17 protein-coding genes and 1 other annotated feature are annotated in these 19290 nt (G+C 29.6%); of the genes, 15 read left to right on the forward strand and 2 right to left on the reverse strand.

Going from position 1 to position 19290, the window contains the following annotated elements; all coding sequences use genetic code 11:
- Positions 1 to 173: 173 nt before the first annotated feature.
- The 10 genes from larE to miaB all read left to right on the forward strand — a co-directional run bounded on the left by larE (position 174) and on the right by miaB (position 11418).
- A complete protein-coding gene (gene larE / locus I4U58_RS05875) occupies positions 174 to 971 on the forward strand; it encodes an ATP-dependent sacrificial sulfur transferase LarE (protein WP_195930101.1) in 798 nt (265 codons plus the stop codon).
- 21 nt (positions 972 to 992) lie between these two features.
- Complete coding sequence (locus I4U58_RS05880) at positions 993 to 2138, forward strand: class I SAM-dependent RNA methyltransferase (RefSeq protein ID WP_195930102.1); 1146 nt, start codon at positions 993 to 995, stop codon at positions 2136 to 2138.
- 90 nt (positions 2139 to 2228) lie between these two features.
- Positions 2229 to 2867: a hypothetical protein gene (locus I4U58_RS05885; RefSeq protein WP_195930103.1), complete on the forward strand. Its 639-nt coding sequence runs from the start codon at positions 2229 to 2231 to the stop codon at positions 2865 to 2867.
- 142 nt (positions 2868 to 3009) lie between these two features.
- Positions 3010 to 4410 (forward strand): hypothetical protein, encoded by a 1401-nt coding sequence (locus I4U58_RS05890; RefSeq protein ID WP_195930104.1) that lies wholly within the window; start codon positions 3010 to 3012, stop codon positions 4408 to 4410.
- 22 nt (positions 4411 to 4432) lie between these two features.
- Positions 4433 to 5131, forward strand: coding sequence for a cell wall metabolism DNA-binding response regulator WalR (walR, locus tag I4U58_RS05895; RefSeq protein ID WP_195930105.1), 699 nt, complete (start codon positions 4433 to 4435; stop codon positions 5129 to 5131).
- A 2-nt stretch (positions 5132 to 5133) separates the two neighbouring features.
- Entirely contained in the window at positions 5134 to 6615 is a 1482-nt protein-coding gene (locus tag I4U58_RS05900; protein WP_347708165.1) for a HAMP domain-containing sensor histidine kinase, read from the forward strand.
- 95 nt (positions 6616 to 6710) lie between these two features.
- Entirely contained in the window at positions 6711 to 7448 is a 738-nt protein-coding gene (gene truA / locus I4U58_RS05905; RefSeq protein ID WP_195930106.1) for a tRNA pseudouridine(38-40) synthase TruA, read from the forward strand.
- 93 nt (positions 7449 to 7541) lie between these two features.
- Positions 7542 to 7752: a binding site (T-box leader), on the forward strand.
- A 223-nt stretch (positions 7753 to 7975) separates the two neighbouring features.
- Positions 7976 to 9187 (forward strand): argininosuccinate synthase, encoded by a 1212-nt coding sequence (locus tag I4U58_RS05910; RefSeq protein WP_195930107.1) that lies wholly within the window; start codon positions 7976 to 7978, stop codon positions 9185 to 9187.
- A 327-nt stretch (positions 9188 to 9514) separates the two neighbouring features.
- Positions 9515 to 9748: a hypothetical protein gene (locus I4U58_RS05915; protein WP_207743834.1), complete on the forward strand. Its 234-nt coding sequence runs from the start codon at positions 9515 to 9517 to the stop codon at positions 9746 to 9748.
- Positions 9749 to 9972: 224 nt separating this feature from the next.
- Positions 9973 to 11418: a tRNA (N6-isopentenyl adenosine(37)-C2)-methylthiotransferase MiaB gene (gene miaB, locus I4U58_RS05920; RefSeq protein WP_195930109.1), complete on the forward strand. Its 1446-nt coding sequence runs from the start codon at positions 9973 to 9975 to the stop codon at positions 11416 to 11418.
- Between the two features lie 97 nt (positions 11419 to 11515).
- Here miaB and I4U58_RS05925 read toward each other — a convergent pair whose 3' ends face one another.
- Complete coding sequence (locus I4U58_RS05925) at positions 11516 to 12472, reverse strand: carbohydrate kinase family protein (protein ID WP_195930110.1); 957 nt, start codon at positions 12470 to 12472, stop codon at positions 11516 to 11518.
- 283 nt (positions 12473 to 12755) lie between these two features.
- Between I4U58_RS05925 and I4U58_RS05930 the strand changes: the two genes are divergently transcribed.
- From I4U58_RS05930 to I4U58_RS05950, 5 genes are all read left to right on the forward strand, one after another.
- On the forward strand, positions 12756 to 14075 hold the full coding sequence (locus I4U58_RS05930; RefSeq protein ID WP_195930111.1) for an aminotransferase class V-fold PLP-dependent enzyme: 1320 nt from the start codon (positions 12756 to 12758) through the stop codon (positions 14073 to 14075).
- A 387-nt stretch (positions 14076 to 14462) separates the two neighbouring features.
- Positions 14463 to 15881, forward strand: coding sequence for a YfcC family protein (locus I4U58_RS05935; protein WP_195930112.1), 1419 nt, complete (start codon positions 14463 to 14465; stop codon positions 15879 to 15881).
- Positions 15882 to 15902: 21 nt separating this feature from the next.
- Entirely contained in the window at positions 15903 to 17360 is a 1458-nt protein-coding gene (locus I4U58_RS05940) for an aminoacyl-histidine dipeptidase (RefSeq protein WP_195930113.1), read from the forward strand.
- 97 nt (positions 17361 to 17457) lie between these two features.
- Positions 17458 to 18111 (forward strand): DUF421 domain-containing protein, encoded by a 654-nt coding sequence (locus I4U58_RS05945; RefSeq protein WP_195930114.1) that lies wholly within the window; start codon positions 17458 to 17460, stop codon positions 18109 to 18111.
- Positions 18108 to 18488, forward strand: a complete 381-nt coding sequence (locus I4U58_RS05950) for a DUF4363 family protein (RefSeq protein WP_195930115.1) — start codon at positions 18108 to 18110, stop codon at positions 18486 to 18488. Before I4U58_RS05945 ends, I4U58_RS05950 begins: the two co-directional genes overlap by 4 nt.
- A gap of 109 nt (positions 18489 to 18597) precedes the next feature.
- On the opposite strand, the gene I4U58_RS05955 is transcribed toward I4U58_RS05950, so the two are convergent.
- A complete protein-coding gene (locus I4U58_RS05955; RefSeq protein ID WP_195930116.1) occupies positions 18598 to 19236 on the reverse strand; it encodes a CoA pyrophosphatase in 639 nt (212 codons plus the stop codon).
- Positions 19237 to 19290 lie beyond the last annotated feature (54 nt).

The following is a 19290-nucleotide window of genomic DNA, read 5'->3' on the forward strand; positions in this document are numbered from 1 at the left end:
ATTTCTAATAGAAGGAAAAGGAGAAATGGTTTGGATAATATCTCAAAAGCTAGAAAAGGAAATAAAAAAGCTATAAAAAAAAAAGATTTATAAGAATTTATATAGAAGTCAGTTATATCTTTAATATATAATTACTTTAGATTGAAGTATATAAATTGAAAGGGTGGATAATTATGAATATAGATGAAAAATACGAATTATTAAAAAGCAAATTAAGAGAAATGGGAAGAGTGGTAATAGCTTATTCTGGTGGAGTTGACAGTAATTTTTTACTTAAAGTGGCGAGCGATGAACTTGGGGAAAATGTAGTAGCAGTCACAATACATGCTATGATGCATTCAGATAGAGAAATGGAAGAAGCTAAAGAATATACTAAAGAGTTTGGGGTAAAACACGAAGTCATAAAAGTAGATAATTTCGACGAAAAAGGTTTTATTGAAAATAGCAAAAAAAGATGTTATTATTGTAAATGCGCAGTTTTCAATATGATTAAAGATTACGCAGCAAAAAACAATGTAAAATATGTCTTAGACGGAACTAATGTAAGTGATTTAGGCGATTTTAGACCTGGGCTTAAGGCTCTTGAAGAATTACAAGTAGTAAGTCCATTAAAAGACAGCTCTCTTACAAAAGAAGAAATAAGAATTTTGTCAAAGAGACTAAATTTAAATACATACAATAAACCTTCTTTTGCATGTCTTGCAAGTAGGATTCCTTATGGAGATAAAATTACGAAAGAAAAACTTAAATTAGTAGAAGAAGCCGAAAATTATCTTCAAGATTTAGGTTTTAGACAATATAGAGTTAGATTACATAACGATATAGCCAGAATAGAAGTGGCTAAGGATGAAATGCATAAGTTTTTCGATGATGAAATGATGAAAAATGTGCATAATAAACTTAAAGAAATTGGATTTAAGTATGTTACATTAGATTTAAATGGATATCAGATGGGAAGCTTAAATAACTAGACGAAAGGATTAGATTCATAAATGGAAAAAGGATACACTTTAATTTCGCCGTGCTTTTTTGGAATGGAAAAAATGCTAGCAAACGAAATTAAAAACTTAGGATTTGAAATTGTAAAAACAGAAGACGGAAGGGTTACATATAAAACTGATGAATACGGAATTGCAAAAGCAAATATGTGGCTTAGATGTGCAGAGAGAGTTCACCTTAAAATAGCTGAATTCGAAGCAAAAAGTTTCGACGAATTATTCGAAGGAACAAAGAGAATAAATTGGGCAAAATATATCCCATATGGAGCGCAATTCCCAATAACAAAAGCGTCTTCTATAAAATCAAAACTATACTCAATACCAGATATACAATCTATAGTTAAAAAGGCAGTAGTAGAAAGTCTTAAAAAGAGCTACCTTGAAACAGGATTAATAAAAGAAGACAAAGAAAAATATCCTATATATGTATTTATACATAAAGACAAAGTAACTCTTACAATAGATACAACAGGAGTTGCTCTACACAAAAGAGGATACAGAGAAAAAGCTAATAAAGCTCCAATAAGAGAGACATTAGCTGCTGGAATAATGTATTTAACACCATGGAGACCAGGAAGAACACTAGTCGATCCTCTATGTGGTTCGGGAACATTACTAATAGAAGCGGCTATGATGGGAATAAACATGGCTCCAGGGCTTAATCGTGAGTTTATATCTGAAAAATGGAGAACACTAGACAAAAAAATCTGGTGGGATACAAGAAGAGAAGCTTACGATATGATAAACGAAGATATCGAATTTAAAATTTACGGATACGATATAGACGAAGAAGTTATAGAAATAGCTAGAGAAAATGCAGAAATAGCAGGTGTTGCTGATTATATAGAATTTAATGTAGGCGATGCTACAGAGTTTACAAGTGACGAAGAATACGGATTTATTGTTACAAACCCACCATATGGTGAAAGACTTGAAGATGTCGATTCTGTAAAAATGCTTTACAAACAACTTGGCTATGCATTTAGAAAATTAAATAATTGGTCATATTATTTAATAACTTCATATGAAGATTTTGAAAATGAATTTGGTCAAGATGCAACAAGAAAAAGAAAACTATACAATGGTATGCTAAAAAGTTACTTATACCAATATCCAGGGCCAAAACCGCCTAGAAAATAATTAATTGCCTCCAAGATGCTTAAAAAAAGAATAAAAATAGAATTCTTTAAATATAAATATTATATAGCATTTTGGAGGTGTTATTTTATAATGAGAGCAAAACACAATAAAAAGAATTCAAAAAATAAAAATATTGAAAATAATACAAATACTCAATATGAAGAAAAATATAACGATGTCATTTTAAATGATCTTGTTCCAGAAGAAAGAAAAGAAGAGTTTAATATACAAGAAGGTAAAAATCAACCTAGAAAAAGAGCGAGAAAAAATGGTTTTAAATTTAATGTAGGTAAAAAAACAAAGAACCAAAACAAACAACAACAAGAAGAAGCAAACTCAAAAGTAAGTAAACATAATAAAAAAAGCAATGAAGAAGTAGAACAAACTACTCAACCTACAGAACAAAAGAAATCTAAAAAGACTAGACCAAGACAACATCACAAAAAACAAGGAACACAACAGTCTCAAGGTTCTGCTGAATCTAATACAGAAACAGAAGTGCATAAACACGCTAAAAAAAGAGTGCACAAACATAGAAAACAACCACAAAACCACGAAGAAACATTAAATGTACAAGAAGTAGAACAAAATACTTCACAAGAAAGTGAAGAAGTAGACGATACAGAAAATATTACTTATAGAGGAGAAGAAGCAGAACAACAAGCTCAAGACAATATAGGTATAAGTGATAAAAACATAATTTGGTCTGATGAAAATTTTGATAGATAATAGGTGTTAGCTTAAAGAGTTGTCGTAAATGATTAATTTAATCATTTAATGCACAACTCTTTTGATTTTTTTATTAATTATTGTATAATTAAAGTACAGAAAAATTTTAAGTACAATATATTAGATGGACAGGAGGATAAGCATGAGGCTATTAAAATTAGTAGGTGTATTATCTCTAGTTACTGTACTTAGTACAGGTTGTTATAAAAGCGAAAATGGAGAGAATAATCCTATAAATTTATTTGATGAATTGCCTATATACAACGAAGAGAAAAGAGAAATATCAGACAAGGTAAAAGTAATTGCAGGTAGTGCTGATTTAACTTTACCTTCTAACTCTATAGAGGTAGGAAAGATAAATGAAATCGATTTAAATAATGATAAAAAAGATGAAATTGTGTTTTTTGAAAAAAGGGAAGATATAAGAAATCAAGTTGGATTTACTGTATTAGATTTAAAAAAGAATGAAAGCAACGACACTTCATATATTAAACCTGGAAATAAAATCGAATATGCTAATTTCTATGACTTAGACAAGGATGGAAATAAGGAAATAATTTTGCTTATTGAAGACAAGAGTACAGTAACTCTGAGCATATGCAGATATGAAAATGGAAATATAGAAGAACTTATCTCTAATGACAACTACAATTATTTTAATAAAGATAATTTTACAAAATTAGGTGTATTAGTAGATGATTTAGATGATGATGGAAATTTAGAGTTAGTAGTTTATAATTATAACTATAAAAGCAAAGAGATGGATTTGAATGTATGTGCATTTAAAGACGATAAAATATCTATTTTAGATAGCTTAGTTTTTGAAAATATAAGAAATTTTGAGGATATAGAGATATCTGTCGGCAATATATCATCTAAGCAAAAAGCATTATTTTTAAGTTTGCCTGATAATGAAGATACAGGATTTACAACTCAAGTTGTTTATTTAGAACAAAAAAACTTAATAAATGCTTTTAAGGATATGAAGGTACAAATGAAAAATGAATACTTTATACCTTTTGAAGATGTAAACAATGATGGAATAACTAATATTCCAAAGATAGAGCAAAGCAGTGTTACAATAGATACTTTATCTACAAGTACATTCCCGACTAGTCTTATAATAAGTTGGAATAAATACAATGGAAAACAAGACAAAGACGCCGATGTAATATTTGTAAGTCAGATTTATTATAATTATGAAGCTAATTTTAGATTTTTAATACCGAATAATTTAGTAGGTAAATTATCTATAATTGAAGATACTGAAAATAAAAGTGGAAATTATAAAGTACTTAATTTCTATTATAATTCTACAAATGCTTATTCAGAGACAGCGCCTCATGATAGAAAACTATTATTTACTCTTAATGTCACAGAAAAGACGATAGTTGACGATACAAAAAATATAAGTAAAACAGGAAATAATGTTTATGAATCAGATAAATATATATTCTCTGTTTCTGATGTAAATATGGCAGAAATGAAAAAACTTGATTTAAATATAGAAATATTAAAAGATTATTTTTCAGCAATAAAATAATAATTTTAATGGAGGAAGGAATATGAAAGAAAAAATATTGGTTTTAGAAGATGAAATAGGTATAAGAAGTTTCGTCAGTATAAATTTAAAAAGGGAAGGTTATGAAATAATAGAAGCAGGTAGCGGTAGTGAGGCTATAGAAAAAATAACAGAACACAACGATATATCAATAGCGCTTTTAGACGTGATGCTTCCTGATATGAGTGGGATAGAAGTTTGTAAATATATAAGACAAAAATTTGACCAAGTTGGTATAATAATGCTTACTGCAAAAGCTCAAGAAGAAGACAAGCTAGAAGGATTTATATCTGGTGCAGATGATTATATGGTAAAACCATTTAGTATAAAAGAATTACTAGTTAGAGTTGCAGCACTTCTTAGAAGAGTTAAAAAAGAAGAAAGCTCTATGAAGTTAAATAAAATAGTATCAGAGCCGTTTACTCTTGATTTAGATAAGAGAAAATTATTTAAAGACGGTAGAGAAATTGAATTAACTCCGACTGAGTTTTCTATAGTTAAGTATTTAATGGTAAATGCAAAACAATCGTTAAGTAGGGACCAAATCTTAACAGAAGTTTGGGGCAATAATTACTTATATGATTTTAAAATAGTAGACGTAAATATAAGAAGAATAAGAAATAAAATAGAAGATGATCCATCAAAACCAAAATATATACAAACAATTTGGGGATATGGATATTGTTTTAGAAAGGAAGACTAAACTTGATATTACATTTAGATGGTTTGAGGAAAAGAGTAGTAAAATATTATTTCATCATGATTATAATTACTGTTGCTTTATTTGAAGTATTATTTATGTTTTATATGAAAGAATATTACTATAGTATGGCAAAATCTTATTTAGAACAACAAGTCAGATATACTCAAAACAGCTATGATTCATCAGGTATGGATTCTACAAGTTTTCAAGATAAAATAAATAATATATTAGAAAAAGAAGGCTTAAACCAGAGTTCAGGTTATGGCGAAAGTAGTGATAACTTCTCTGTAGCAATAGAAATTATAAATAAAAATAAAGAAGTTATGCTAGACCAATACGGCATAAAAACTGGAGAAGTAGTAAATTATGATGATGTAAATAAAGCTTTGACAGGAAGCCAAGATTATAATTTCTATATATATTCAATATCTGAGACAAAAGACCATATTATGAGTATATCTGTACCTCTAAAGGTCAATAATGTTGTAGAAGGTGTAGTTAGATATAGTGTATCTCTTAAAAAGGCGGACAATGCTATTTTTAGAGTAGTCTGTATAATATTTATTGGAGGACTAGTAATCTTACTTATCTGTCTACTTTTAAGTTTAAGATTTGCTGACTCTTTAATAAAACCTATACAAGACTTGAAAAAGACAGCTAATCAACTTGCACAAGGTAATTATAATATAAACTTAGAAAATGAAAAATTACATGATGATGAAATTGGCGACTTGGTCAAAACATTTGACCATATGGCAAAAGAAATAGATAAGACAAGAAAATTAAAAGAAGAATTTATATCTTCTGTATCACACGAACTTAGAACACCGCTTACATCCATAAAAGGATGGAGTGAGACTTTAGGATATGAAGGTATAAGTAGAGAAGAACTTGATTTAGGGCTTGGAATTATACAAGATGAAACAGAAAGACTTATAACTTTAGTCGAGGAACTTCTAGATTTCTCTCGTCTAGCATCAGATAGAATAAGACTTCAAATTGACTCAGTCAATGTAACTAAACTTGCAAAAGACGTAGTAAATCAGCTTGGAGTTAAAGCTAGTGAGAAAAACATAACTTTACTTACTGAGTTTAATACAAAAGAAAGTGAAATAGTAGATATACAAGGTGACAAAAACAGACTTAAACAAGTTTTAATAAATCTTGTTCAAAATGCCATTAAGTTTACTGAAGAAGGCGGATATGTCGTTGTGAGGCTATCTCAAGGAGAAGAATATACAACTTTCTCTGTAGTCGATAATGGAATAGGTATAAAACAAGAAAACTTAGATAAAGTACTAGAAAAATTCTTCCAAGAGGACTACAACAAATCAGGAAGTGGTATAGGTCTTGCTATTAGTAACGAAATAGTAAAACTTCACAAAGGCAAAATGATATTAGAAAGTGAAAAAGGAGAGGGAACTTGTATTACCTTCACTTTAAAAAATAATTTAATGGATGCAATTGTAGAGGAAAAAATGTGATTTAATCACATTTTTTTCTGTATATAGATTTAAGGTATAATTTAAAAATATAATTATAGTTTTAAATTATAAAATCAAAAGAAAAGAGGCAAAATATGAGAAATATAAAGATGACAATAGAATATGATGGAAGCAATTTTAAAGGATTCCAAAAACTAAAAGACAATGAAAATACAATACAAGGAAAATTAGAATCTGTTTTAAGTCAAATGGCAGATGAAAAAATTGAGATAATAGGCTCTGGAAGAACAGATATGGGTGTTCACGCTTATGGACAAGTTGTAAACTTTAAAACTAATTGCAATTTATCATTAAATAAAATACATAAATATCTATATGAATACTTACCACAATCAATAGCAATAAAAGATATTGAAGAAGTAGACGACAGATTCCACAGTAGATATAATGCAAAGAGAAAAGTTTATTTATATAAAATCGACAATAGAGAATATCCAAATCCATTTAACAGAAAATACACTTGTCATGTAAGTAAAAAACTTGATGTAGAGGCTATGAGAGAAGTTTCTAAAGTATTAATAGGTGAATACGACTTTACAAGTTTCTGCTCATCTAGATCTAAAAAGAAAAGCCATGTCAGAGAAATCTACTCAATTACTATAAATGAAAAAGACGATATATTAGAAATATATGTAGAAGGTAATGGGTTTTTATACAATATGGTTAGGATAATAGCAGGTACGCTTATAGATGCAGGACAAGGAAAGATTACTGCTGATGAAGTAAAAGAACTATTAGAATTAAAAGACAGATCAAAATCGCCAGAGACAGCTCCAGCAAAAGGGTTATTCTTATATAGAGTTAAATACTAAAATAAAATATACAAAATGCAGTTGACAATTTTAACCAAATAGTTTATTATTAACTCATAAATAATAAGTAACCATTTATTAACAATTTAAAATATAAATCCGTTGAAAAAGAAAGTAGTTTATTTTAAATTTATAGAGAGCTGAGGATGGTGGAAGCTTAGCAATTATGAGATAAATGAAAAGAGCTTTGGAGGAGATTATCTGAACCTAAGTAGGATAATAGGAATGCCTTGCCTTAAAAGGAAGAGTGAATAAGTTTATCTTATTAATTAGAGTGGTAACGCGGAAATATTTCGTCTCTTGAGTTTTCAAGAGGCGTTTTTTAAATTCCTTTATTTTACTAAGATAAATTTGTTAATAAGAGTGGTACCGCGCAATGTCGCCTCTTAGTAATGATTACTAAGGGGCTTTTTTAATACACAAAAAAAGTTATATGGCTTTAAAAAGTACAGAGATGCTTTAAGCTATCTAATTCAGAAAATAAAGAAAATAATAAAAAATCATATAAGTTTGAGGGGGATAAAAAAATGAAAGAAAAAGTTGTATTAGCATATTCAGGAGGACTAGATACTTCAGTAATAATTCCATGGTTAAAGGAAAACTATGACTTAGATGTTATAGCAGTTTGTGCAAATGTAGGTCAAAATGACGATATGAGCCAAATCGAAGAAAAAGCAAAAGCAAGTGGAGCTATAAAAGCCTATGTGGAGGATTTAAGAGAAGAATTTATAACTACTACTATATACCAAGCTATAAAAGCTGAAACATTATATGAAAATAGATATCCTTTAGGAACAGCACTTGCTAGACCTATAATAGCTAAAAAATTAGTTGAAATAGCACAAAATGAAGGCGCAAAATATATATGCCATGGTTGTACAGGAAAAGGAAACGACCAAGTTAGATTTGAAGGGACTATAGCTGCTCTTGATCCATCTATAAAAGTTATAGCACCTTGGAGAATATGGGATATAAAATCTAGAGAAGATGCAATAGATTATGCAAATGCACACAACATTCCAGTTGTTGCAACTAAGAAAAAAATATATTCAGTAGACGACAACTTATGGCATGTTTCTACAGAAGGTGGGGATATAGAATATCTTGAAAATGAACACAATAAAGATATATACAAAAAAACTTGCTCTCCAGAAGATGCAGCATATGAAGCTGAATATATAGAAATAGGATTTGAAAAAGGTATACCAGTATCTTTAAATGGGGAAAATTTATCACCAGTAGAGCTTGTTGAAGCAGTAGACAAATTAGGGGCTAAACACGGTATAGGTATAGTAGATATATTAGAAAATAGATTAGTTGGTATGAAATCAAGAGGAATATATGAAACTCCAGGAGGAGAAATATTCTATGCAGCACATAACTACTTAGAAAGTGCTACATTAGACAAAGATACTCTTCACTTAAAACAAAGATTATCACTTGAATTTGCTGATTTAATATACAATGGAAAATGGTATTCAAAAACTTGTAAAGCAATAAATGCTTTTATGGATGAAACACAAGAAAATGTTACAGGTTCTGTAAAATTAAAATTATACAAAGGTAATATAAAACCAGCTGGAATATTTACAGACCATAAATTATACGACCAAAGTATATCTTCATTTGGGAACAGCGAATTATACGACCACAAAGATGCAGAAGGTTTTATAAACTTATTTACATTACCACTAAAAATAAATGCTATGACTCAAAATGGCAAAAAAATGACTAAATAAGTGTTTTAAGTAAAAAGTAAATTTAATAATGAAAGACTATATAATTAAAAGCCGCTTCTAAATTTTAGAGGTGGCTTTTAAATTATAAGAAAAAAATATATAAATAGTGTATAAAGTGTATATATTTTGTAGAAAAATCTATTTAAGTAGAAAAATAAATTAAATGTAAAGGATGTGAACAATGAATAATACTTATGTAGGATATCATGGAACGACTATTTTAAGAGGCGAAAGCATACTAAACTCTAAACAATATTTTAAGATTATATAATTTTAAAAAGTAAAATTGAAGCAGAAATATGCAGAGATTTGGATAATTTGGAAACAATGAAAACATTAGAAAGAATATCAAAAGAAATAAATAATAGATATTTAAAATTAAAAGATGGAAGTCCTAGAACACTTAAAAACTCCGTCATATTAGATAGATTATATAAAATAAAACAATACGACGTAGTTAAAAAGACTTTCCCTATCTTAAAAACAACTAATAAATATCCAGATCCCTACATACCAGAAGCACAAGATTTTTTCAGATTTGAAAATTTGAAAAAGTTATGAAAGTATAAATGCTAATTATATAGCATATTTTATAAATAATTTTAAAATATTACAAATTTAAAGGTGAGTGTATAGAATGCTCGCCATTTTTTGTATTAAAAAATATAAGTATAAAAGCAGATTTTGACATAACTAAAAATAAATATAATGTATATTTTTTTATATATTTTTCAATATTTATGATATAATAAACTTTGCATTAATTTGAAAGGAGATACAACTAGATGTCTAAAAGAAAACAAGTCACTGTTCCTATGGAAAAGATAAGAGAACAGGACAAATATATAAATGAAATAAAAAATGAAAACGAAAGATATTTCCACTTAACTGGAAAGAAAAAATCTTATTTTATACAAACATTTGGATGTCAAATGAATGAGCATGACTCTGAAAAATTAGGGGCTATGCTAAATGCTATGGGATATGAAGCATCTTTAATGGCTGACCATGCAGACTTAATAATATACAATACTTGTGCAGTTAGAGAAAATGCTGAGCTTAAAGTATATGGTAACTTAGGTCACTTAAAATTAATAAAAAGAAGAAATCCTAACTTAAAAATAGCTGTTTGTGGATGTATGATGCAACAACCTGCTATAGTTAAAGAAATAAAATCTAGATACAAACACGTAGACTTAGTATTCGGTACTCACAACTTATACAAATTCCCAGAATTATTATCTGAATCAATGTCAAGTGATTCTATACTTATAGATGTTTGGGATGTTGATGGTGAAGTTGTTGAAGGATTAAGAAGTGATAGAAAGTTCGAGCTTAAAGCATTCGTAAATATAATGTACGGTTGCAACAACTTCTGTACTTACTGTATAGTTCCTTATACTAGAGGTCGTGAAAGAAGTAGAAGACCAGAAGATATATTAAACGAAATAAAAGAATTAGTTGCAAATGGAACTAAAGAAGTTACTTTATTAGGACAAAACGTAGACTCTTACGGTAAAACTTTAGAAGAAGATAGAATAACTTTCGCAGAGCTTTTAAGAAAAGTTAATGAAATAGATGGATTAGAAAGAATAAGATTTATGACTTCTCATCCAAAAGATATATCTGATGAAGTTATATACGCTATGAGAGATTGTGATAAAGTATGTGAATTCTTACACCTTCCTGTTCAATGCGGAAGTACTAAATTATTAAAGAAAATGAACAGACACTACTCTAAAGAAGATTATCTAAGAATAGTTGAAAAAGCTAAGGCAGAAGTTCCAAACATAGCGTTCTCTACTGATATAATGGTAGGATTCCCTGGTGAAACTGAAGAAGATGTAGAAGATACATTAGATGTAATAAGACAAGTTAGATACGATAATGCATTCACATTTATCTACTCTAAGAGAACTGGTACTCCAGCTGCTAAGATGGAAGACCAAATACCAGAAGATGTTAAACACGAAAGATTTAACAGAGTGTTAGCGTTAGTTAACGAAATATCAAAAGAAAACAATACTACTCACCAAGATCAAGTAGTTGAGATATTAGTTGAAGGAAAAAGTAAAACTGACGATACTAAATTCACTGGTAGAACTAGACAAAATAAATTAGTTAACTTCAGTGTAAAAGACCCTAATGCTGATTTAATCGGTAAATTAGTAAATGTTAAAATAACTGAAGCAGCTTTATCATTCTCATTAAATGGGGAAATGGTTGAGTAATCTTTAAATAACTCTTTGTTGGAAAATAAATAATATTTTCCGACGAAGAGTTTTTATTTTGCAAAATAAAAGGGGCTAAAAGCCCCATGTTTGAAAATTAATTATTAAATTTAGTATGAGTCCAATTTGTTTCTTGTATATATCTCGAAACTAAATCGTGACACATATCTGGATGTATAGTCTCTTCAGTTGATATAGTTATTGATGACATTGATATAGCGTATTTTAATGTGTCAATTAAATTATATCCATCCATATATCCCTTTGTAATTCCTGAAACAAAAGAATCTCCAGCACCTGTAACATTTACTACTTTAACATCATTTGCTTTTAATTTCCCTTCTTCAACTCCGTTGTTGTAGTAAATTCCGTCTTCATCAAGAGTGATAAATACATTTTTTACGCCTAAATCTGTAAAGTATTTACCAGCTTTTCTTAAGTCTTCTTCATTGTTAATTTTAAATCCACACATTATTTCAGCTTCGTATCTGTTTGGTTTTATAGTGTGGAAGTATTTCACTAAATGTGTAACAGTTTTAGCTTTTGCAGCTGATACTGGGTCTAATATAAATTTAGTGTCGTTAGAGAATGTTTTTAATATGTGTTCTACTATGTCCGGTCTATCTGAGTCTAAAACCATATATTCAGCATTTTTTATTATTTCAGCTTTAGAATCTATAAATTCTGTAGTAAATTCGTCTATTATCTTCATATCTACAACAGCAGATACCATTTCACCGAAATGATCAAGTACAGCCATATAAGTAGGAGTATGACCATTTTTTACTATAAGAGAATCTTCCATATTGTAGTTCATAACTTTTGAATGTTGAAGTATACTTTTTCCAGTTTCGTCATCCCCTAAAACTGATATAAATTTTGTATTAACTCCAACTCTAGCCATACATTCAGCTATATTTCTACAAACTCCACCAAAAGAAGTTCTAACCCTACCTGGGTTTGAGTCATTAGATCTATAATCGTTATCTGTAAAACCACATATGTCGAAAACTGATACACCGAAAACTAGTGCATATGATCCATTATTGTTCATTTTTTATCGTAACCTTTCTAAGAAAATTTAATAATTTTAAAAATAATAAATTAAAAAATCAATATTAAATAATAAAATGCATATCTTTGGAAAAATGAAAAGATAAATATTTTATTATTTCTTATTATATACTTAAAACGCTAAAATGCGGATTTTTTTATTTTATCATAAATCAACCATAGATTTCTACATATTTCTACAAAAATTGAGAAAAATAAAAAACAGGTTATATTTATATGTAAAATGAAATATATTTATACCATGATAATAAGGGGGAATTTATATGGATTATAGAGATTTATTTGATGGTATAGATGATAAAATTAAACTTTCTAATGGCGCTTATACAACGCCGATAAATTTTGATAATGGAGCAACTACACCACCGTTAAAAAGTGTTACTCAAATAATTCAAGATAATATAAAAAACTATGGGCCTATTGCCAGAGGGGTAGGATTTAAGGGTGAATACTGCACAATGATGTTTAATAAGGCGAGAAATGTGATATTAAACTTTTTTGGACTAGGTGGAAATGACGATTATACAGTTATATACACTAAGTCAGATACAGAGGGGTTAAATGTCCTTGCAAATGTACTTATAAAAGACAAAGAAGACATGACGTTGACTACCAGAATGGAGCATCATGCAAATGACCTTCCTTTTAGAAGGGTTGGAAAGATGGCATATGTCGAAGTCGACGAGCTCGGAAGAGTAAAGGTAGACGATATAGAAGAGGAACTTATAAAGGCAGGAGGAAAAATAAAGGTAGTTACTGTAACGGGGGCATCTAATGTAACTGGATATACTACTCCTATTCACTATATAGCAAAAATTGCCCATAAATACGGTGCATTTATAATAGTTGATGCTGCACAATTAGTATCGCATAAAGAAGTAAATATGAAGGGGAATTCAAAAGATGAAGAGATAGATTTTTTGACTTTTTCTGCACATAAAGCATATGCACCGTTTGGAAGTGGGGCAATTGTGGGCAAAAAAGACTATCTAAATGAAGAAGATCCATTTTTATCAGGAGGAGGATGTGTAGCTGGAGTATTTGATGAGAGGTTAATTTGGACAGCTGTACCAGAAAAATACGAAGCGGGAACTCAAAACTTCTTCGGTGTAATAGCTATGGCGAAGGCGCTTGCTGATTTAGAAAGTATAGGATTTGAAAATATAGAAGAACATGAAAGAGAATTAAAAAATTATATTATACAAGGTATGAAAAGTATAAACAATGTGACTATGTATGGTGATACAGATTATACAGAAGATAGAATAGGTGTAATTCCATTTAATATTCAAAATAAAGACTATAGCGAGGTTTCTATAATGATGGCGACAGAAAAGGGCATCTCGCTTAGATCAGGAAAGTTCTGCGCCCATCCTTATGTATATAGACTTTTAGGCGCTAGTGACAGCGACGCCTATAGAGATGTAGTATCAGGAGAATATTTTTATGGAATGATAAGAGCTAGTTTGGGACTTTACAATAATATAAATGAAGCGAATATATTTTTAAATGAGATAGATTATATCGCAAATAATAGAGTTGGAAGAAGACACAGAAAACAGACTGGAAGAATAAGATTTTAATTTAATATGATTAATTTAAAAAATAGAGGGATTTTCTCTCTATTTTTTAATTCTAAGGAAATTATACATTATCTGGTTTGTGGATAATATATAATTTCCAACCTATTAACTAAAGCAACGGAATCTTTGATTCGTTGGCGCTATGAACGTAGTGAATTTTAACTAAAGCAACGGAATCTTTGATTCGTTGGCGCTATGAACGCAGTGAATTTTTTATGGATAAAATTTACAATATATTAAGATGTTGTATTATATATTAATTTCTTTTATAATCGCTAATATAAAAAGATTAAACGAAATTTTATAATCGAATTTTTAAATAATGAATATATCGATTTAAAATAGGAAATTTTAATCTTAGACAACAATGCGAAAAGGAGACAGAAAATGGACAACAAACAAAAAAAGAAAAAAGCATTTAAGTTGCCTACAGCTTATACTGTGTTGCTTATAATTACAGCAGTTATAGCTATTGTAACACACTTTATAGCTGGGGTAAGACCGGCGGGATTATCGGATTTTGTGATGGCGCCTATAAACGGTCTTAACGACTCAATTGACATTGCAATATTCGTATTGTTAATTGGCGGATTTTTAGGAATAACTACAAAGACAGGTGCACTAGATGCAGGAATAGGCTCAGTAGTATCAAAGCTAAAAGGTAAAGAATTAATATTAATACCAGTTCTTATGTTTTTATTCTCACTTGGAGGAACTAGTTTCGGTATGGCAGAAGAAACTATAGCCTTCACAGCGCTTGTAACAACTACTATGATTATAGCAGGATTTGACCCATTAGTTTCAGTTGCTACAATTATCCTAGGGTCAGGATGTGGTGTATTAGGCTCAACTGTAAACCCATTTTTGGTTTCAGTAAGTATAGGCTCATTAAATGGCGCAGGAATTCCTGTAAACCAAGGTGTAGTTATAGCTACTAATACAGTTTTATGGATTGTATCACTACTTATATCAATTTACTTTGTTATGAGTTATGCAAAAAAAGTCTACAATGATAAAAATCAAAGTATACTTTCACAATTAGAAATAGAACACGCAAACGAAGCATTTATAGGAAATAAGTCAGGGCAAGAAGAAGTAGTCGAATTTACTAAAAAAAGAAAAATAGTATTAGGATTATTTGCATTTACATTTATAGTTATGGTAGCAGGAATAATACCATGGGAAGAATTCGGAATAAATTTATTCATATATACTGACTTCTTAACTGGCTCTAGTTTAGGTAACTGGTGGTTCTCTGAGCTAGGTATATGGTTTGTTATAATGTCAATAATTATTGGTGTTGTATACGGAATGAAAGAAGGCGAAATAGTAGATGCATTTATAGCAGGGGCAGCTGATATGGTCGGTGTAGCTTTAGTTATAGGTGTATCAAGAGGTATATCAGTAATAATGAACACTACTGGCTTAGATGCACATGTACTTAGCAAGGCATCAAATGTATTAGTTGGAATGAGTCCAATAGTATTTACAATAGTGGCGTATTTAATTTATATGGCACTTACATTCTTTATCCCATCTACATCAGGCTTAGCAGGGCTTTCTATGCCTATATTTGGGCCTTTAGCAGTTAGCTTAGGATTTAGACCAGAAGTTGTAATATCAATCTTTAGTGCAGGTAGTGGTATAGTAAACTTAGTTACGCCTACAAGTGGTGTAATAATGGGTACACTTGCAATTGCTAAAGTAGATTATGAATCATGGGTGAAATTTGTCACAAAAGTTTTAGTAGCTATATTTATAGCATCAGCAATAATACTTTCAGTTGCGATGATGATAATAAAATAATAATCTGAAAGGAAAAGAAAAATGGAATTTAATTTTAAAAATCCAAAGCTAGATTTAGTTTTCAAATACTTTGAGGAAATATCAAAAATTCCAAGAGGTTCAGGAAATGAAAAAGAAATAAGCGACTATCTAGCTAGCGAAGGAAAAAGACTTAACTTAGAAGTAATACAAGATAATGCTTTAAATGTAATAATAAAAAAGCCAGCATCACCTGGATATGAAAATGCTCCTGCTGTAATACTTCAAGGACATATGGATATGGTTTGTGAAAAAAACAAAGACATAAAACATGATTTCACAAAAGATCCAATAAAACTACAAGTAAAAGAAAATTACTTATATGCAGATGGAACAACTTTAGGTGCAGACAACGGAATAGCTGTTGCTATGGGGCTTGCGCTTTTAGCATCTGATGATATAAAAATGCCTAAATTAGAAATAGTATTTACTGCAAATGAAGAAGTGAGCATGGAAGGTGCTATGAATTTAGATGGAAGTCACTTTGAAGGAAGATATATCATAAATCTAGATTCAGAAGAAGAAGGCAGAATAACTGTAAGCTGTGCAGGTGGGGTTACAGCAATAGTTGATATACCAAAAGAATTAAAAGACATAACTCCTAAACAAACATACCTTATAAGTATAAAAGGTCTAAAAGGAGGACACTCTGGTATTGAAATAGACAAAAAAAGAGCAAACTCAAACTTACTTATGGGAAGAGTGCTTAACGCTCTTGAAAAAGAAAAAGTAAATTACGACTTAATATCTATAAGTGGTGGACTTAAAAACAACGCAATACCTCGTGAAGCAGAAGCTACAATAAATTTAGATTCTAATGATGAAAAACAAGTTGTAAATATTATAAATAATATGTCAGAAGTATTTAAAAATGAATTTAAAACTTCAGACCCACAAATATCTTTAGAGATAAACAAAATAAATGAAAAACACGAAAGAGCTTTATCAGAACAAGTTCAAAGCAAAATAATAAAAGTATTAAACTTAATGCCTAGAAATATCCAAACTATGAGTGCAGATATAGAGAACTTAGTTGAAAGTTCTACAAACTTAGGTGTTGTAGTAACTGAAAATGACTCTATAAAATTTGAATTTGCAACTAGAAGTTCTGTAAAAACTCTAAAAGACGATATAAACGACAGAATGCAATTGCTTTGCGACACAATAGGAGTAAACCTTACACTAGAAGACGATTATCCAGAATGGGAATATGCCAAAGATTCAAAGTTAGAGCAAATATGCGTTGAGACTTATGAAAAAATAAACGGCAAAAAGCCAGAAATAGTGGCAATTCACGCTGGATTAGAATGTGGTTTACTACTAGACGCTATAGAAGGGGCACAAGCAGTATCTATAGGTCCAGATTTATTCGATGTTCACACTCCTGATGAGCATATAGATCTTTTATCTACAGAAAGAACATGGGATTATTTAGTAAGCATATTGGGAAATATAAAATAAATATAATTTAAAATTACAATTTAAGGCTTTATAAATCTTAAAACATATTTAAGAATTTATAGCTCATAAGGTATGCGGCTATAAAAGGAGGACTTATATGGTTGTAGTTTTCTTGAGGAGTATTGTTTTATATATAGCAGTATTAATCTCTATGAGAATTATGGGAAAAGGTGAAATAGCTGAGATGAATTGCTTTGACTTAGTTATAACGCTTTTAATAGCGGAAGTTGCATCACTACCTATGGAAAACAACGATATTCCTATGATAAATGGTATTGCAGCGCTAACAGGTCTTGTAGCAATGCAAACTATTATTTCATTTTTATCTTTAAAATTTAGAAAAATATCTATAATATTGTCCGGGAAACCTTCAATACTTATCAACAAAGGTGAAGTAGATTATAAAGAGTTAAAAAGAGAGAGAGTAAGCATAAACGAGCTTTTAGAACAACTTAGAATTCAAGGATACTTTAATATAAAATATATCCAATATGCCATATTAGAGACAGATGGAAGTCTAAGTGTGGTGCCTACTCCTAATTATAACTCGACTCCTTCAAAAGAGTACAAGCATCTACCGATTCCGCTTATATTAGATGGCTCTATAATAAAAGAAAACCTAAAAAAATTAGATAAAGATGAGCTATGGCTAAATAATATACTAAAAATGCACAAAATAAAAAGGACAAAAGACGTCTTACTATGCGTTTTAGATGAATACGACGGAGTATTAATTCAAAAGAAAAGATGAAAAATACTATAATAGCTTTAATATGGGTCATCTTGTTTATACTATTTGGGATTTATATAGACAATAGAGTAGAGGATTTTGGAATCGATTATATAAAAGATGTGGAAGCTACATATGAGGTTATACATGATGATAAGTGGGAATATGCAGATGAAATGCTAGATGACCTTGAGGCAAGGCTCGACACTCAAAAGGACTTTTGGCTAAAGGTATTAGATCATCAATATTATGATGATTTAAGTTTAGAATTAAATCTAGTTAGAAACGCCGTATACTGCAAAAACAAAATAAGAGCTTTAGAAGAATTGGAAAAAATAAAGTCCATTCTTCAAAATCTAATAGCCGACGAAAAGTGTAATTGGAATTATATTTTTTAAACTTAAATATTTATACAATTCAAATAAGCAGATAAGATATATTTATATTTTATCTGCTTATTTTTTTACTTAAGCCTTAATATGTTGAGTATGCAGACATATTAATTGGTTACTCTTTTAAAAAGTTTAAGAAGTTTTCTAGTATTTTAGCAGATATACCCCAGATGACGTAATTTTTATATTCATAAAATAAAGTCGAGTATTTTCCGACGGCGAATTTGTAGTTTTCTTTATTTGGGATTTTGTAATATGGAAAATCTTTGTTTACTTTTACTTCTAGCTCATTTTCAAATTCATCAGGAGAAGTATCTATTAAGTACTTTATTGGAGCTGTAAATACATGGTCTACTTCATCTTTATTTATAGGTAAATTTTCTAGTCCATTTTTCACTACCTTTTCGTTTATAACGCCTAAAAATGGATGAATTATTAAGTTTGAGTGGTTTATATATAAATCTAGGGGAGAAATTATTTCTATATCGTCAGGACTTATACCTAATTCTTCACAAGTCTCTCGTATACAAGCCTCCCTCGGAGTTTCATTTTCTTCTATTTTTCCACCAGGGAAAGCTATCTCATTTGGCTGACTTCTCAGTGTTTTAGACCTCACTTCAAATAGTATTTCGTGTGAATCGTTATTTTTAATTATCGGAACTAATACAGACGCCCTCTTCATATTTTGATATCCATTTATATATGGTTTAAAATTATCAAATTTATCTTTAATGTCTTTAATATTTTCAATCATAATAATTTACTTCCTTTCAAAATATATCATATAAATATTATAGTCTAAGATCGG

This window comes from Clostridium sp. 1001270J_160509_D11, assembly GCF_015667935.1.
In the GTDB taxonomy this organism is placed as follows: Bacteria; Bacillota; Clostridia; order Peptostreptococcales; family Peptostreptococcaceae; genus Intestinibacter.

What these genes read in the sequence shown, in the direction of transcription:
- I4U58_RS05935 (WP_195930112.1), top strand. Translation starts at nt 14,463, where the DNA reads ATGGACAACAAACAAAAAAAGAAAAAAGCATTTAAGTTGCCTACAGCT.
- miaB (WP_195930109.1), top strand. Translation starts at nt 9,973, where the DNA reads ATGTCTAAAAGAAAACAAGTCACTGTTCCTATGGAAAAGATAAGAGAA.
- I4U58_RS05945 (WP_195930114.1), top strand. Translation starts at nt 17,458, where the DNA reads ATGGTTGTAGTTTTCTTGAGGAGTATTGTTTTATATATAGCAGTATTA.
- truA (WP_195930106.1), top strand. Translation starts at nt 6,711, where the DNA reads ATGAGAAATATAAAGATGACAATAGAATATGATGGAAGCAATTTTAAA.
- I4U58_RS05955 (WP_195930116.1), bottom strand. Translation starts at nt 19,236, where the DNA reads ATGATTGAAAATATTAAAGACATTAAAGATAAATTTGATAATTTTAAA.
- larE (WP_195930101.1), top strand. Translation starts at nt 174, where the DNA reads ATGAATATAGATGAAAAATACGAATTATTAAAAAGCAAATTAAGAGAA.
- I4U58_RS05940 (WP_195930113.1), top strand. Translation starts at nt 15,903, where the DNA reads ATGGAATTTAATTTTAAAAATCCAAAGCTAGATTTAGTTTTCAAATAC.
- I4U58_RS05915 (WP_207743834.1), top strand. Translation starts at nt 9,515, where the DNA reads ATGAAAACATTAGAAAGAATATCAAAAGAAATAAATAATAGATATTTA.
- I4U58_RS05930 (WP_195930111.1), top strand. Translation starts at nt 12,756, where the DNA reads ATGGATTATAGAGATTTATTTGATGGTATAGATGATAAAATTAAACTT.
- I4U58_RS05910 (WP_195930107.1), top strand. Translation starts at nt 7,976, where the DNA reads ATGAAAGAAAAAGTTGTATTAGCATATTCAGGAGGACTAGATACTTCA.
- I4U58_RS05880 (WP_195930102.1), top strand. Translation starts at nt 993, where the DNA reads ATGGAAAAAGGATACACTTTAATTTCGCCGTGCTTTTTTGGAATGGAA.
- I4U58_RS05890 (WP_195930104.1), top strand. Translation starts at nt 3,010, where the DNA reads ATGAGGCTATTAAAATTAGTAGGTGTATTATCTCTAGTTACTGTACTT.
- walR (WP_195930105.1), top strand. Translation starts at nt 4,433, where the DNA reads ATGAAAGAAAAAATATTGGTTTTAGAAGATGAAATAGGTATAAGAAGT.
- I4U58_RS05885 (WP_195930103.1), top strand. Translation starts at nt 2,229, where the DNA reads ATGAGAGCAAAACACAATAAAAAGAATTCAAAAAATAAAAATATTGAA.
- I4U58_RS05950 (WP_195930115.1), top strand. Translation starts at nt 18,108, where the DNA reads ATGAAAAATACTATAATAGCTTTAATATGGGTCATCTTGTTTATACTA.
- I4U58_RS05925 (WP_195930110.1), bottom strand. Translation starts at nt 12,472, where the DNA reads ATGAACAATAATGGATCATATGCACTAGTTTTCGGTGTATCAGTTTTC.